The sequence below is a fragment of the Reichenbachiella carrageenanivorans genome, assembly GCF_025639805.1.
Classification (GTDB): domain Bacteria; phylum Bacteroidota; class Bacteroidia; order Cytophagales; family Cyclobacteriaceae; genus Reichenbachiella; species Reichenbachiella carrageenanivorans.
Genome location: NZ_CP106735.1, coordinates 654,618 through 670,781, shown reverse-complemented (window position 1 = coordinate 670,781; position 16,164 = coordinate 654,618). Strand labels below are relative to the sequence as shown.

Sequence of the window (16,164 nt, the reverse complement as noted above, 5' to 3'; positions counted from 1 at the left end):
TGGCTTAGTTGTCGGTCGAAAGTTGGATGAAACCTGTTTTTTTGTCAGATCCAGTGAGAATCACATAATAGTAGGTGCCTGCAGGTAGCAGCTCGCCATTGCCATTGCCATTGCGGTGCCCGTCGAATACGACTTTGTCGTTATCATAATGGTTTTCGCTAAAGACTGTTCGCCCCCATCGGTCGACGATCGATACTTGATTGTCGGGGTATTCGGTAATGCGGTCTATTTTTAGAAAATCATGAATACCGTCGCCATTGGGCGTGACTACGTTGTAGACATGAATGTCTTGGTTTCGAGCGGTGACCTCACCGGTGAGCGTGAAGGTGAAATTATTTTGCTCAGTAGATATGTCCACTTGGGTGGAATGATTCCCCACGGTCTGGGCAAGTAGCCGAACGGTGAATGTAATATAGCTACCTACAGGTACGGTCTTCGTAAAATCTAGTACTTCGAAAATGGCATTGTCTACTGTGATCGTGTTTATCACAAGGTCAGTGCTTCCAATGTTGTCAATCACGAAAACCTTTTCCAGATCCTCATTTTGTACGGTTTGCCCTAGGTTGATTATGTCGTCGATTTGTAGCGTTGTGCCGTTATTGTCCTCTCCATTGATGATGACCAGTTCGGTTACCGCTGCTGGCGGCGGGTTGACTGGAGTTTCTTCTTCCTCCTCTTCTTCTATTTCCTCTTCTTCGCCTTCTGCTTCGATGGTGACAAGGATGCTATTGTTCACAGGGTCGTCTGTGACTATGGTTAATAGTCCGGTATGCTCGCCAGCGGTACCTTCAAACTGCACTTTGAAGGTCGCTTGAGACAAACGCTCTATTTGACCAGGTATCACGTCTATAAGGGAGAAATGAAGACTGCTACTCAGATTGACGGAACTGATGTGTAAAACATTAAACTGGCTATTGTTGTAGATCGTCAGTGACACGGTCTGAGCAGTACCCACTGGTGTAGGGTCTAGGGCGATCGTGTATGGAGCAGCCAGCAAAGTGCCTGTGTTGTCGATGCCTTCATAGACTTCTAAAGCAGGTTCTCCTTCAAAAAACCGAGAAGTGTTGCCCGCTGCGTCCGTAGCTGTAGCTGTGATTTTGTCTGACAAGGACAGGCCACTCGTCGCAAAGGTCCAAGGGTCGGAAGCGTAGACTACCGTTCCCAAGTACTCGCTGCCTTGTGCAGGTTCGCAAGTGCTATTGTCTCGATAAATATCGATTAGGTCGCCTGTGCTACAGGTGCTACAGGTTCCCGTGATCTCGGTAGTAGTAAATCCCGTAAGAATAGGAGCCTCGATGCCGTTGTTGGCGTCGTTGGTAAACACGATTCCATCGGGGGCGTTGCAATACATCACATTGCCACGTATGGTGGTGCCAGTCACTATAGGTTGCCCTGAGGCTATCGTGGGAGACTCGATGTAGATGCCACCAGCTACGGCGATGCTATTGACTCTCTGGTTGTGGGCGATGATGTTGGCCTCGCCTGGGGCTACTCCTCCGATGATGACATCTTCGGTCACACCACCAAAGGTGGACAGCGATATGCCTACAAGGTTGCTCAGCGGGCCGTCGTCCAAACCAACACCAATTCGATTACCTTTTATTTCGTGGTTGGTGGTGTTTCGAAGGGTGATGCCTGATGATGTGTTGGCAGAGATGAGGTTGCCTTCGCCTGTATTGCTACCGCCTATGGTATTTCCACTTCCTCCATCACTCATCAGTATACCTATTTGATTGGGATTGGCTGTATTGCCGTCGTTGTTTGTACCTATTTTGTTGCCTTGTACCATCACATTACTTCCTCTCAAGTCAATTCCGGTATGGTTGTCGCCGATTACATTGCCGCGAGTGCCATCACCGATCTGGCCGCCTACTACTATATTGGTTGTCGCGATAGCTTCTCCTCCACTTTCGCTGAATCCTGTAATTTCAAACCCATAGATTTCGCAATCGTTTGCGTTTATATTCATACCAGTTTCGTCCTTGATGGAGGCGCCATCTATCTGCACCAGATTAGAAGATGACCAGCCAGGCTGGGTAGAGGCATCGATGATGGTAGTGGTACTGAGTGTGGGGAGTTCTGTGGCAAGAGAAATCACCCATGGGCCACTACCAGCGAGATTGAAAGTAATAGTTTCGTTCGTGCTGGCGTTAGCATTATTTATGGCCCATCGTAAGGAGCCTGCACCTGCGTCAAGCGTATTGCTGACGGTGTACTGGTCGATGAGGTATGTGGCAAACTCCGACGTGCCGTCTGCAGCAGTAGTGGCTGTGGCTGTGATTTTATCTGTAGTAGGGTCTAGGGTAGAAGCAGGTACGAGGCTCCAAGTACCTGCGGCTACTGTAGTAGTGCCGAGGTATTCTTTGCCTTGTGCTGGAGTACAGTCATTGTCTCTGTAGAGGTGGATCTCGTCGCCATCTCTACCTGTACCTGTGACTAGACTGCTTGTTACAGTGCTGATGGTAGGAGGGAGGATGTTGTTGTTGCCTATTCCAATGAGAGATAAACCACTGCCATTGCAATAGGTAGAGTTGCCTATGAGTTGGTTGCCCTGCATATTAGCTCCATGAAAGAAGGCTGCCATATTGGTGTTATAAGCAATAATGTTTGGCTCTCCTGAATCTGTACCGCCTATGATGTTGTTGTCTACGTTTCCTGTTGTTACAGAACCAATTCCCGTTTGATTGCCAAGTGCCGTGGTGCCATCTGCTGCTACACCAATATAATTACCCTGTATGGTATTACTACTAGTTTGGTTGAGTGAAATGGCGGTTCCAGAATTACCAGAGATTACATTGTTTTGGATGAGATGTCCGGAGCCTAATCCTAAGGCTATACCTGTGACGTTGGGGATGGCCGTCGAGCCTGCAGGGTTGGTGCCTATGTAATTGCCTTTGATTTGGTAATTGCTACTAGCATTTGTTGCTATGGCTGTATTGTTGCCAGAAATGATATTTCTTTCGGAAGGGTTATCTCCTCCTATAGTTTGTCCATTGGCTCCAGTACTAAAATCAAGTCCAACCCCATTACCAATTCCAACGCTTCCACTTTCGTCAGTACCGATGTAGTTGGACTGAATCGTACATGTTGCAGCGGCAAGCCCGAATATGCCTTTGTCACTGTTGTTTACGATGGTGTTACCCTTAGCTGGAGCACCAATGATGAATGACCCACCTGGATTACCCATAAAGATACCAGTGGTGAAATCTGAAATATAAAATCCGTAAACCTCTGAAGTATTTCCATTGATTCTAAACCCATTGGTGAGTGTGCCCTGCCCATCTAGGATGATATTGAAATTGTCTGAGCCAGGCTGGGTAGAAGCATCTAGCACGATAGGGTTGGTGATCGTAGGCAAATCAGTGACTGGCTGTATGGTGTGTGGTGCAGTGCCAGGGATACTGAAGTCTATGAAGTCTTGGTCTGTGTCTGCATTGGCGAGGGTGATGGCTTCTCGAAGACTTCCAGTACCATCATCATTGGTGTTGATGACTCGCTGCGTCCATTTGGGCGAGTTTATCAATGTTCCATCGTATCCATTGGATAGGTCTGTTGCGACTGTAGGGTTGCTTGCAGTCCGATCGTCATCAAAATTCCAATAACCGATCAAGTTGGGGTGTTTAGGAAATGTGGTGTACCTGTCGGCTTGTATCTCTGCTGCTGATCGGGCAACATTCCAGATTTGCATTTCGTCCATTTGGCCTTTGAAAAAGAGTTCGGGCTGTCCCGTGTTGTCATACCTAGCGCCAAAGAGCACATCTGGGCCAGTTACTTGACTATTGGCAAAGACTGCGGATTTGTCGAGTACGCCATTGATGAAAATGGATAGGTTAGTACCATCGTAGGTCATGGCCACGTGCGTCCATTCTCCTACATTTATTGAGGCATTGGAAATCATCGAATAGGGCGTGTGATGCCTGTAAGCAATCAACTTGTTGGAGGCATTTATTATCAACTCCCAAGATGAATTGCTACCAGACTGGAAAGAAGAACCAATGATGAGTGGATCGGTATGCGCCTCTATTTTCACCCAAGTGGAAATAGTGTAATTGTTTGTGCCTGCAAATTTCAGTTGAGGTACGTTCCCGACATTGATATAATCATCTACGCCATCAAAATGTATACCTGCTGTACCAGGAGCATTGCCATTATTGATGTTGGTAGAATGGCTGATGGGGTTTTCGGTGTCGGTATTGGCATTGTAAATAGAGGCATTGCCTGAGCCATTGTATTCAAAAACTTGGTAGTAATAGGTGCTGCCAGGAGTGAGGCCAGTTACAGTGACGCTATTGCCTGTGCCGTTGTAGACTACATAGCTTTCTGAATTGATGTCGTCTCCCGATCCAAAAGTGGTATTGGCCGTATAGGCGGTTCCATCAGACGGGCTAGTTGGCAGGCTGCCTTCTTTTACCACTACTAGCCTGAGGGTACCATCGCCATTGATCCAGTTTAGCGTCATGGTGTTGAGCGTAATATTGCTTAAACTTAGGCTGCTGGCTTGTGTAGAGGGCTCGGCACAGTTAGGCCCGCCATCGTTTATTGTCCAGTTATATGGGGTGTTTTGTAGGATTGTTTTCGTGGTAGCGGCCTCACAGTAGGTTAGTCCTGTTGCCCCTAGAGTGATGAAAGTCGGGATTGTTTCGGTGCCGCCATTATCGTCTAGCCAGCCGATCAATGTCGCATCATAGTTGGCTGTAGATAGGCCAGAGTTGCTAAGCATATGATTCATGTTAGACACTAATTCGATGTTCCAATTCCCTAGGTTTTGATCAAAAGCGGTGGCGGCTGTGAACATTTGGTTCATGGTGGTGACTGCACTGACATCCCATCCGCTGATGTCTTGGTTGAATGAAGAGGCTCCACTAAAAGTCCAACTCATGTTGGTGATACTGGCCGTTTGTGTATCCCAGTCTAGCGGTTGACCTCCATTGTTGAAGGCTGTAGCATTATAAAACATGGTGGAGAGATTAGTGGCTCCACTCACGTTCCATCCGCTCACGTCTTGGTTGAACTTACTAGCCCCATTAAACATATTGACATAGCCTGTGCCGATGATAGCTGCCGTTTGTGCATCCCAGTCCAACGGTTGCCCTCCATTGTTGTAGTTGCTAGCGTTCTGAAACATACCGCCCATGCTCGTGACATTCGATACATCCCAGCTGCTGATGTCTTGGTCAAATGCAGTGGCACCATAAAACATGTAACCAATGGATTTCAAATTGTCGGTATTGGCCCAGTCGAGTGGCTGCCCGCCATTGTTGAAGGTGGTAGCTTCGTAGAACATGGAGTTCATGGCTTCGACTTGACTGACATCCCATCCACTGATGTCCTGATTGAAAAGTGAGGCTCCTCTAAACATAGCCAACAAGCTGGTGACGCTGCTCAGGTCTGGACTGTCTGAGGTAGTACCCGATAGATTGGTACAGCCATTGAAAGCATTGTGCATGGATGCCCAGGAGATGTCTCCCCATTGCTCAATGGTGAGTAATTCATCGCTGCCGGTTTGATTATTAAAGTAAATTTGAGGGAAAGTTCCATTGATTTTTACTCGGTAGGTTTGTCCTGCAGTCAAGCCACTTATCGTGGTATTTGTAGTTCGAGCAGTCTGTGTGCCATTTTCTGTGGTATTGGCTGTGTTTTCCCAATAGACATCGTAGTTGTAGCCAGATCCAGTCGTGGGAATAGTGATGCTGGTATCGGTAGGTTTCCATGTGGTGACAAAAGGGCAATCTTGCCCAGAATCAGTAATGCTCCAGTTGTGAGTACTGGCGTTTTGCAATTCCGCATGAGCGGCGGCGGCTTCACAATAGGTAAGGCCAATGGCTCCCAACGAAACATCCGAAGGGATGGTCTCCAGGCCCCCATTGTCATCTAGCCAGCCGATGAGTGTAGCGTCATAGTTGGCCTGCGAAAGACCAGATAGCCTGAACATGTCGTTCATAGAAGTGACCAGTCTGATGTCCCAATTGGCTAAACTCTGATTGAAAGCCGTGGCGTTTTGAAAGGTGTTTCCCATGTAAAGGACTTTAGATACGTCCCAAGCACTCAAATCTTGATTGAATATAGCGGCGCCTCGAAACATCAAATTCATGTTTTGCAAATTACCAGTTTGGGTATCCCAGTCTAGGGGCTGTCCGTCATTGTTGAAACTGGTGGCAGCGTCGAACATATTGGACATATTGGTGACCTGACTTACATCCCAATCTCCTAAGTCTTGGTTGAATGCGAATGCGCTACCAAACATGCCAGACATATTGGTAACTGCTCCAGTACTGCTGCCCCACCCTGCAAGTGACTGATTAAAACTAGTTGCCAAGGAAAACATACGGCTCATATCCTCAACTTTGGTCACCGCCCAACTGTCGACTGACCCGTTGAAATCATTGGCACTGTAAAACATGTAACTCATGTCTGTCACGTTGGAGGGAGTCCAAGTGTTTAGGTTTTGGTCGAAGGCATCGGCATTGTAAAACATATAGCTCATGTCTTCAGCTGCAGTCACTACCCAGTTGTCTAGCGGTTGGTCGAATAGCGTGGCTCCAGAGAACATACCCCCAAAGTTTTCAATGGTATTTACCACCCAGTGATTCATAGGATTATCCAACTTGCTTGCGTTGTAAAACATGCGGTAGAGCGAAGTCACTCCAGTGAGATCTGGTGCATCAGTAGCGGGAACTGTGAGTTCTGAGCATCCGTAAAATGCATGAGAAAAAGAAGTCCAAGCAATATCTCCCCATTGCTGTACGGTGAGAATTTCGTCACTGCCCGTTGCGTTGTCGAAATGGATTCTTGGAAAATCTCCTGAGATTTCGAGCCTGGTAGGTATCGCCGCTGACGAGCCCACTTATTACTGCATTTCCTGTTTGGTTGGAGAGTGATCCAAAGTCGCTCGGATCACCTTCGTTTTCCCAGTAGATATCGTAGTTATACGTTTCGGTGTTGATCGTTGGGATGGTTATGCTGCCGTCTGTGGTAGACCATGTGGTGATGAATGGGGAATAGCTCTTTTGGCTTCTTGGGTTGCCTGTGGCTGTGGGTGTGTAGTAGAGTTCGGAGCTGATCCCTCCCTCATATTCAAATACCCGAAAATGGTAGTTTGTAGCTTGTGTAAGTCCATCTACTGTAAAGCCATTAGCGGCACCGTTGTAGACGACAAAGGTATTGCTGCCTAGGTTGGCTCCTGTACCAAAAGTACTATTGGCAGGATAGCTGGTGCCGTCGGTAGGCGTCCAGGAGATCGCAGAGGTACTGGCTACTACTATTCTTTTGGTGCCATTGCCGTTGGCCCAGTTCACATCCATTTGGCTAGAGCCAATATTGGAAAAAGTAAGGGCTGAAGCTTGCACTATAGGCTTTATGGCCTTTTGAATGAAGATTTGGAGCTTCGTTGCTAAGTAAATAGAAGTGACAAAATCAGGCTTACCATCTCCATTGAAGTCTGCAATTTTTGGTTTCGAAGACTGTCCAACGCCTTCGCCTCCTGCAATGTTTATTTGAGTAAAAGTATTGCTGCCAGATCCCATGAGTATTTGTGGGTTGGCAGTTCTTTGGATGGCGATCAGGTCATCGTTGCCATCCCCATTCAAATCGCCAGCTATGATCCCATTTGGTTCGAAACCTACCGCTCGTGTGCTATAGGTTTGATAGGTACCATCTCCATTTCCTAAAATAATACCGATGTTGTTTGTCGTATTTGGCGGAGAGGCTGCTATGTCAAAATTACCATCATTGTTGAAGTCGCCAATGGCTACAGCGGAGGGTTGAAACCCAACATCTAGGGCGGTTCTAGTGAAGTTGCCCGCTCCGTTGTTTAGGTTGGATTCAGCCGCACTACTCGTAAAATTTGCTCCGATGATGTCGGCATGGCCATCTTTATCCATGTCCGCTATGTCTATACCCATTACGCTCTCGGTCGTTCGGGTACTTACTTGATTGTATGTAAATCCGCCCGATCCGTCTCCTGCTGCCCATACTGCATCTCGGCTGGTCATGCCGCTGATGATATCCCAATTGCCATCTTCGTTAATGTCGCCAAAAGTGAAACAGCGGATGGCGCCACCAGCAGAGAGTGTAAAGGTGCTGCCGTCATTGAATCCACCAACCCCGTCGTTGATCTGGATGGACAGGCTAGAGGAATACGATATGCCCAAATCTATATGGCCGTCGTTGTTTACATCCACTGCTACGATGTCGAAGATGCCATTAGGCCCGGTGAATGTAGTGGGTGTTTGAAATCCACCTGCCAAATCATTGTAATAGATTAAGAACTCATTACCAGAGTTGCTGCCCACTACGATATCCAAGGCTCCGTCATTGTTGAAATCGGCAACATCAAAGGCATAGGCTGAAATGCTAGTAAATTCGGTCAGATCAAAGGATGAAGCACTGATGGTACCACCACTGTATGTCACTCGAAATCTGGGCGTAGATGATGTCCACGAATCTGCGCTTAAATTGGTGGCTAGGTTAGTTACCCTCACTGGGTTGACCGAGCAGGCGTAGTCAGGTACATGTACGGTGAGCGTGGTAGAGGAGACCGCAGAAGCGACTGCTCGTACGGCTCCAAAATAGACAATGTTGTCAGAAGCTGTAGTACTAAAGTTGGTACCTGTGATTGTGACCGCCGTGCCGACAGGCCCTGAGGTTGGACTAAAGCTGGTGATCGTTGGGGCTTGTCCAAAGCAGAAGGAAAAGGGTATGAAAAGTAAGGTGAATAGAAGTAGGCTTCTGTTGCTGGTAGTCATTGATTAGCAAGTTTTCAAGTAGGTAAAGTAGAAGCGCACGGCAATATAATCACTCGACGAGTTTTTATTACCTTTTTGCTTCAGGGTTTACTCAGTTTTCACTAAGTGAATTTGGTGCTAAAATAATTGAATTTCAGTATTTGATTGTTCATGATAGGCTTATCGCTAGGTAGTTTTTAAGATATAGGGATTCAAACAAGTCGATATGGGAGGAAATGCGCTTTTAGATACTTGTAAGTTACAGACTTTGGCGTCTCGCTTCATCCTGATGGCCAGCTATTCGTTACCGATCATTCAGGGTTATTCTATGATCAGCGAAGTACGATCGAATCGCAGGAGCAATTTCAGCTAGGCGCGGTATTCAACATTCCTCCCAAAATCAGGAGTAAAGTGACGTTGTAGTAGAAGGAGGAGGTCGAATCCCATTTTCATTAATCGACAGAGGCCTATGGTAGGTTTTGTAAGGCCTCAATAATATCATCAGGCTCCGAACGTGTTCTATAATCAACGTTGACGTAGCTCCATGCAACTACCCCGTCACGATCTAATACAAACGTGGCTGGAATTGGTAATACACGGCCGTTGCCATTATTGATCTTTTCTAAATCAAGCTTGCGATCTACACGCATGTGTTGTACCAAAAAATCAGGTACTTCCCACGCTACGCCATATTGTGTAGCCACTTTGGCGTTTTGGTCAGACAATACAATGAAATCCATTTCGCTAATTTCATTTTTTGTCATCGATCCGTCAGGTACTTGTGGACTGATGGCAACCAATGTAGCCCCTAGGGCATGAATATCACCTAGTCGAGCTTGCAAGGCATTAAGCTGTAAGTTGCAGTACGGACACCAACTGCCACGATAAAAAGTAACAACAAGTGGGCCTTTGTTTAGTAAAGCACCTAACGACACCATTTTTCCTTCAGGGTCAGGCAGCTCAAAAAGAGGAGCTTTATGGCCGATTTTAATAGCGTCACTGCCTTGTTCGAAAGCTTTTGCTTGATTAATGATATCATCAACGCCTTTCATAAAATCAGGATTTGCTTGTCGTCCCGTTGCAATTTTAGCGTCAGTTTGCTCTTTTAATTTTTTCATTATTTTCCTTTTCATTATTTTATTGATATCCAAAATATCTGTACTTCTGCGTACTACCATAATTTCTATGGAATGGAATTTTTGTTGATCGAGCAATTTGAATATCCTCGATGAGTATTTCCTCTTGACTTGCGAAAAGAATATTGTCTTTGCAGGATGGGCATAACCTATACAGCTTGTTATCACCTTTTAAACCCAAAGACTAGAGGAAGAGTTCTATTCACAATGTTCAATTGCATGAACTAGCTAGTTTAATAGTTGAGAATTAGATCCCACCTTACAAAACTTAGGGATTTAATACACGTGTCACGTCCTGAAATATGGCTACAGGTTAAAAGTTAAATTTATGCTACTTTACTGTACATCAGTCGTGCGTTTGTTAAGTTTCAGATGCAATATAGCTGAATCTGGGATTCAGCGGGGCGCGTAGCCTATCCATTTTTGATCTCATAGTGCTAACCTGAGATATGGCGGGGCTTCCAGAAAGCAGAGAATATTCCTCGTGCAATGTCCACGCATGATTTCATCACAGCTTGTTATCTCTCGTTTTTTCACTCCTGAATTGTTCTACAATACAAGTTGAGAGTCCGATGCTTTATTTGTTAATATTAGTCGATCGCCATCAAGGTTGATCTTTATTATGTCATTTGATAGAAAACTTATAAAGTCACCTTCATAGTCTAATTGCCATTCGGACCCACCTACTCTCGTAGTTGCAATGCCGTCTGTAATAAATGTATTGTTTTCAAGGATTTGGTGTTTAAAACTAAATGAATTGATTGGTCCTTTTCCTTGAAAATAAGCAATGGAATTCTCTGTTAAATCCTGAGTTATTTTAATGCGTGATTCCGTTCCACATGGCGGATACGAATACGAGCCGTCTGAGTTTTTGAAACCGATTAGACCCCAGTTATTAAATAGTGATATTGAGTCAGGCTCTTCAAAGGAAAGTTCTGGTTCGCAGAATAATTCTGACAAGGTAAAATCATTGAATTGTCCGTCAGTTAACTCGTAGTAAATATCATGATCAGGATAGTCAAAGATGCAATTGAATGATCCCGAAAAAAAACCATTAATTGTATCAAACTCTGTTAATTGAAATTCTCCACTAGTAGCAATTGGGCCAACTCCCTGCCTTCCAATCCATCTGTACAATTGAATACTGCTTGTGTTGTTAAAATTATCAATTGAGTTGATTCCAAGTTCAGGGTTAAGTATGGTGAAGAAAATCTGGAATTTTTCGTCATTACCAACTCTGTCGATTGTATCTATTGCTCCAAATCCTAACCTTCCATTGTAGTATGAAGCGGAACCACTTCGATCTGGGGTAAATAGTTCACCGTTGATGAGAACTGAAAAGGGTTCTTTAGAGGGGGTAGGTTCATCAGTTGAGTCACAACCGATGACAAACGAAACTATGAAAAGAAATTTAGTGAATTTCATGCGCATGAGAGATAACGATCAGATATGGCGAGTGGCCACATCCTTTGTAAACACCTCTAAAGTAGTAAAACTGCCCAACACCCGCAACAGCATCCACAATGCACTGCGTTCTGCAAGTTTAACTCCAGAACAGAAAAAGCAACTAGAAGCACAAAAGTTGGCAGAATGGGCAGATTCACGGGCGATTTGCAGTAAAGTATCAAGTAGGCAGTTTGGCCATTCGTCCATATCGCTTGTTATCTCTCGTTCTAATCCATTTCTTTTATTATATTGCCAGTGATGTTCTTTTCGCTAAACATATTACCTTTGCGTTCGTTTTCGAAATATTCAACCACTTTTACAAAAATACTATGAGTACTACAACTGTTAAGTCAGGAACTGAACTATTCAGCAAATACATTAACAAGTACAAAGATCAGGTTAAAACAGAGAGTTCGGAAGAATACTATCACGTTAATGTTGTGGCCGATGCCTATAATCAAGGCTTTTCAGATGGAAAAAATTCCGGTAAAAAAGATTTTGTCGAAGCAATAGTTAAAGGCAAAGTTGAAAAGTTTATTCAGAAAGCCAATCAAGTATATATTCTATCTCAAAATTTAATTACCCATTTAGTAAAACAAGGTTATAAGGCAGATTCACTGTACATCAATATGTACCCGAATTGTCCAAAAGTTGTTTTATCAATAAGTGATGAGTTTCTTTTAGACGATAAGTTTGTTGAAACAGCATATGAGAAGATTCTAGAAAATAAGGGAATCTTTACTAAACTATTTGCGCCATCCTCGTTGGATATTAGTTTGGTTTCAACTGAACACCTTGACCCAAAGCTACTCAAAGAAGATGGTTTTGGATATGAAGAAGTTTTGAAGGCCAAATGAAGAAAAAGGCTCACGGGGAAAGAAATAAGGAGTTATCTAAGTCTTTATTAGAAGGTAAAAAGTACTATGATTGGGTCGTAACAACTGCTTTTTATTCTGCTATCCATTTCGTTGAGGATAAAATTCTTCCTAAGAAGATTGGCAATATTCATTGTAAAACCATCAATGACGTTAAACAGGCCTATCGAATGGCAGGGAGACATCAAGCAAGAGAAAAACTAGTATCAGATAATCTTAGTCTTCCAATAGCTGTTAAATATAAGTGGCTTGATGATATGTCTAGAAATTCTCGTTACGTGACATATAAAGTACCACCGGTACATGCAGAAAAAGCTCTTCAATATCTTGATGAGATATGTGCTGAATGTGAGAAATGAGAGATAACATCTGGATATCACACACTAGTGGTTGATATATTCCTTATGTTTTAGTTTTTAAATGTTTTTTTTTCATAGAAAGGCTGCGGTTAGGCTTGGTCTTAGACAAGTATAACCCAATGTGCAGAGGATCGCAAGTCTTAATTAGTACCCTTGGAGGTAGGTCGTATTCTGATGTGTCACCTCAGATGTGAGAGGATCAGCACAGGTCTCGTAGTGGTAGGCGGTTTTATCTAATACAAAACTTCAATAGTTGGCCGCTAGCGTATGGCTGGTCAGAGTAGATCAGTAGTTCGTCGCGAGACCAGTCGGACTGGAGTATCACGTGGTAATGCATCCCCATAAAAATGCAGTCCATCACCTTTCCTTCGTACTTGCTTTGGGGTCTAGTGCTATGGCTTCTGGCCTGATGAGTTTCACTTCTTTTTCGAGAGTCAGTTCGTTGATTGGGCCTAAAAATTTGGCCGCATAGTGTGAGGTTGTGAGTCGTTTTTTAAGCAGTTTCTACATGAAGGTTACTACCAACAGCCCTTAAAACTTTTAAAACTGTATCAAATTGTGGTTTAGCACCTTTTGATAGCGCTTTATAGAGACTTGGTCTGCTTAATCCCGTTTCGGCTGCTATTTTAGTCATACCTTGGGCCTTCGCTATGTGTCCAATGGCGGTTAATATATCTGCTGAATCTCCATCTTCTAAAACAGAATTAAGGTATTCAGCCATCATCTCGTCATTTTCCAAGTATTCTGCAATATCGAATTTTGTTGTTCTTTTAGTCGCCATGATTATTCAATTTCGTTTTTGTAATCCAACCAGAGTTGTTTCGCTTTATCAATGTCCTTATGTTGGGATGATTTATCTCCTCTGTTCAAAAGAAACACAATTCTACCGTTCACATCTTTTAGATATACTCGATAGCCCTTCGCATAGTGAATTCGTAATTCGCTAATGCCTTGACCGACAGGTTCACAGTCGCCGAAGTTTCCATGTTCTTCGATGCGTTGAATTCTGAAAAGTATTTTGGCTTTTGCTCGTTTGTCTTTGAGCTTCCTCAGCTACTTATCGAATTCATCCGTCTTTTCTATAGAATACATACGTAAATGTATTCACTTGGATACAGTTTAGCAATTGAATTTTAGAAATTATCCGAAATAAAAACCGATGCTACGGCCAGATATGGCATGTGCCTTCGGACTCATTTAATATCTACTAAAGTACGCCTTTACATCTTAGTTTCAAGTAGCTCAGAAGAGGCATGTGCTATATCACTTGTTGTGTGTAGTGTTCTTGATATCAAATGCATCAACCTCTTTCCTCAAAAAACTCAAGTTAAGTTTTTCAAGTTTGTATTGATCCAAATGCATTTTAAATAGCATTTTTGATGAATTAGGATCCGAGTTGTCTTCTTTTGCGGATTCAAGAATATCAGAAAGAGTCGCCATTCCATTCTTGACAATTTCGACTATTCTGTCCCATGTATGTAAATCGATAATAAATACATTCTCAGGGGGAACAGATGAGTCTTCTCCTTTTTCACTGTAGTTCTCTTTGCTTAATTTATGCAGTTCCTTAAAGTGACTCCAAAATAGCTCTTTGTATGTTATAATTATTCCCCATTTTTCTTTCGAGTCAAGTAATTGATTAGCTACAGATAAAATCTGTTTAAAATAGGCCTTTAGGACTGATGATTTTAAAGAGTTATACAAGAGTTCATCCGTAGGGTTGACAAATGGATAGGCTTGAAGCTCTGTTGCCTTACATTCGATTAAAACATTCTCTTCTTCGACATAAAAGTCAACAAGTTTAGATTTGGGTTGGAGAATTTTCTTGATTTCGGATTCTGTTTTAAATGAGACCTGCATTTCTCTTAATCCAAGCTCAACATATCTTTCGAGTCGATCACCAAATTCCGTTGTGAACTTTTCGTCATTAGCTTTTAAAAAGTCATAAATGTAGTAATTGATTGTATGGTAGAATACAGATTTATCTACAAGTCGAATCTCTCCTTGATACAACATGAATGGAAACATCGTAAAAAATGACATCTCCATAGTTTGCAAATCTTCATTTCGTATTTTGTGCTTAAAACCTGAAACACTTTTTTCAGCGTTTAATGGGTTTAAGGTTAATAAGTTGAGAAAACTCTTGACCTTATCTACAGTAGTAATTTCAGCAACTAATTGCAAAAAGTGATCCTCGAATTTTCCATCAAAGTATAATTGCTTATCTCCTAGTTCTTCGATATTGATATAAAAGAATATTATCTGTTCAATGAAGAGAAAGTCGTAAATAGAAAGCCCTGTCTTTTGCTTAAATGAATTGTCAATGTCATACTTCCCTTTGATGCTGATAAAAAGCTTCAATTGAGTCGCAAAGATTTCCTTGTGGACAGTTTTCTGTAGGTAAAATTGCTGATTGTAGAGTATTTGAAATGCTTTATGTACTTGTTTACTTTTCAGAAAACCAGATATATGCTCTGTATTAAAGTCTTGCACTTTGTTAAAAAGCCGTGAAAATTTCTCGGGAGTAAGTTTCTTGTTTGGGTACTTTTCACCACCATATATGATGGTCCACTTCATTAAGGCAAAAACAAACCAAACCGGGAAAATATCATTTTTCTTCTGTTCGAGTAGATTAAGGCAAAAACCCAGCATTTCGTCCTTCGGGTATTCTCGAACTCTGTTCCGTATATATTTAAAATCAATAGAATCTCTACTCATACGGCATCATTACACACAACACCTGCGTATGGTGCGTGTGCGTGTCGTTTGATAATACAGCCAAAGTAGTGAAAATCTGCCGAATCTACTAGCGAATCGGTGAGAGCTGCGTTCCGCCGATCTTCCGATGCGGCGAACTACCTTACTATAAGTAGAGAAGTAATTTCCGCGGCAGATGCACGGGTTCGTTCCGACGAGACTGGCTAAAACCTCAGTTCGCACATGCACTATGACGCCATGTTATGTGGATTTATTTTAGTCGATTCTTCAAGTCCATTCGATCATGTAGTATTCTGGTAATTTCAACTTGTTCGTCCGAAATTAAGCGATAGAATATGATATGTCGGCTCACCTTAAATCCAAATAAATCACTCCGTATCCCTTCGTAATTTCGTCCTAGTTGTTGGTTCACTGCAATTGATTCAAAGGCGCTAATAAGTTGTTCATGATAGGTGTCTGCCTGCTCTTCAGACCAGTTGTCAAAGGTGTAGTTCCAAATGTTAGATAAATCCCGAACAGCAAGATTGGTTAGTTTATACTTACCCATTCGATCTTGCTGCTTTCAACTGCTTCAAATGTGTTGATGGGTTAAAATCTTCGGCAATTCCACTGTCAATCCCTTCTTGTATGGCTCTCTTGAGTGAAATGACTTTGTTCTCCTCTTCTTCGAGAAGTCTTAATCCAGCGCGTACAACTTCGCTTGCGTTCTTAAAGCGACCTTCTGAGATACTATGTTTGACAAAGCTGTCAAAGTAGTTTCCGAGTGAAATTGATGTGTTCTTGCTCATACATCAAAGATACCAATAATTGGTAATAATTCAAACTGTGGCAATTCCACATAACCTTTAGCTTTCCTGTCTATAATTAATCAAAGAAATAAAGGTTTTACTTTTAATAGTAAAAGAAA

11 protein-coding genes are annotated in these 16,164 nt (G+C 43.0%); 2 read left to right on the top strand and 9 right to left on the bottom strand.

Annotated features, from left to right (window positions below; all coding sequences use genetic code 11):
* Positions 1-4: 4 nt before the first annotated feature.
* From N7E81_RS02430 to N7E81_RS02415, 4 genes are all read right to left on the bottom strand, one after another.
* Positions 5-6,844, bottom strand: coding sequence for a BspA family leucine-rich repeat surface protein (locus N7E81_RS02430; RefSeq protein WP_263051691.1), 6,840 nt, complete (start codon positions 6,842-6,844; stop codon positions 5-7).
* Complete coding sequence (locus N7E81_RS02425) at positions 6,759-8,744, bottom strand: FG-GAP-like repeat-containing protein (RefSeq protein ID WP_263051690.1); 1,986 nt, start codon at positions 8,742-8,744, stop codon at positions 6,759-6,761. Before N7E81_RS02425 ends, N7E81_RS02430 begins: the two co-directional genes overlap by 86 nt.
* A gap of 446 nt (positions 8,745-9,190) precedes the next feature.
* Positions 9,191-9,841, bottom strand: coding sequence for a peroxiredoxin-like family protein (locus tag N7E81_RS02420; protein WP_263051689.1), 651 nt, complete (start codon positions 9,839-9,841; stop codon positions 9,191-9,193).
* A gap of 567 nt (positions 9,842-10,408) precedes the next feature.
* Positions 10,409-11,284, bottom strand: a complete 876-nt coding sequence (locus N7E81_RS02415) for an META domain-containing protein (protein WP_263051688.1) — start codon at positions 11,282-11,284, stop codon at positions 10,409-10,411.
* A 350-nt stretch (positions 11,285-11,634) separates the two neighbouring features.
* Here N7E81_RS02415 and N7E81_RS02410 point away from each other — a divergent pair, with 350 nt between their 5' ends.
* Positions 11,635-12,162 (top strand): hypothetical protein, encoded by a 528-nt coding sequence (locus N7E81_RS02410; RefSeq protein ID WP_263051687.1) that lies wholly within the window; start codon positions 11,635-11,637, stop codon positions 12,160-12,162.
* On the top strand, positions 12,159-12,539 hold the full coding sequence (locus N7E81_RS02405) for a hypothetical protein (protein WP_263051686.1): 381 nt from the start codon (positions 12,159-12,161) through the stop codon (positions 12,537-12,539). Before N7E81_RS02410 ends, N7E81_RS02405 begins: the two co-directional genes overlap by 4 nt.
* A gap of 493 nt (positions 12,540-13,032) precedes the next feature.
* Here the strand turns inward: N7E81_RS02405 and N7E81_RS02400 are convergent, their stop codons facing one another.
* The 5 genes from N7E81_RS02400 to N7E81_RS02380 all read right to left on the bottom strand — a co-directional run bounded on the left by N7E81_RS02400 (position 13,033) and on the right by N7E81_RS02380 (position 16,045).
* Positions 13,033-13,320, bottom strand: coding sequence for an addiction module antidote protein (locus N7E81_RS02400; protein ID WP_263051685.1), 288 nt, complete (start codon positions 13,318-13,320; stop codon positions 13,033-13,035).
* A gap of 2 nt (positions 13,321-13,322) precedes the next feature.
* Positions 13,323-13,592 carry a type II toxin-antitoxin system RelE/ParE family toxin gene (locus N7E81_RS19455; RefSeq protein ID WP_263053117.1) on the bottom strand — a complete coding sequence of 90 codons (270 nt, stop codon included), beginning with the start codon at positions 13,590-13,592 and terminating at the stop codon, positions 13,323-13,325.
* A 210-nt stretch (positions 13,593-13,802) separates the two neighbouring features.
* Positions 13,803-15,257, bottom strand: a complete 1,455-nt coding sequence (locus N7E81_RS02390) for a hypothetical protein (RefSeq protein ID WP_263051684.1) — start codon at positions 15,255-15,257, stop codon at positions 13,803-13,805.
* A gap of 250 nt (positions 15,258-15,507) precedes the next feature.
* Positions 15,508-15,804 carry a type II toxin-antitoxin system RelE/ParE family toxin gene (locus tag N7E81_RS02385; protein ID WP_263051683.1) on the bottom strand — a complete coding sequence of 99 codons (297 nt, stop codon included), beginning with the start codon at positions 15,802-15,804 and terminating at the stop codon, positions 15,508-15,510.
* Complete coding sequence (locus N7E81_RS02380; protein WP_263051682.1) at positions 15,797-16,045, bottom strand: type II toxin-antitoxin system ParD family antitoxin; 249 nt, start codon at positions 16,043-16,045, stop codon at positions 15,797-15,799. The genes N7E81_RS02385 and N7E81_RS02380 overlap by 8 nt, the downstream gene beginning before the upstream one ends.
* Between the last annotated feature and the right edge of the window lie 119 nt (positions 16,046-16,164).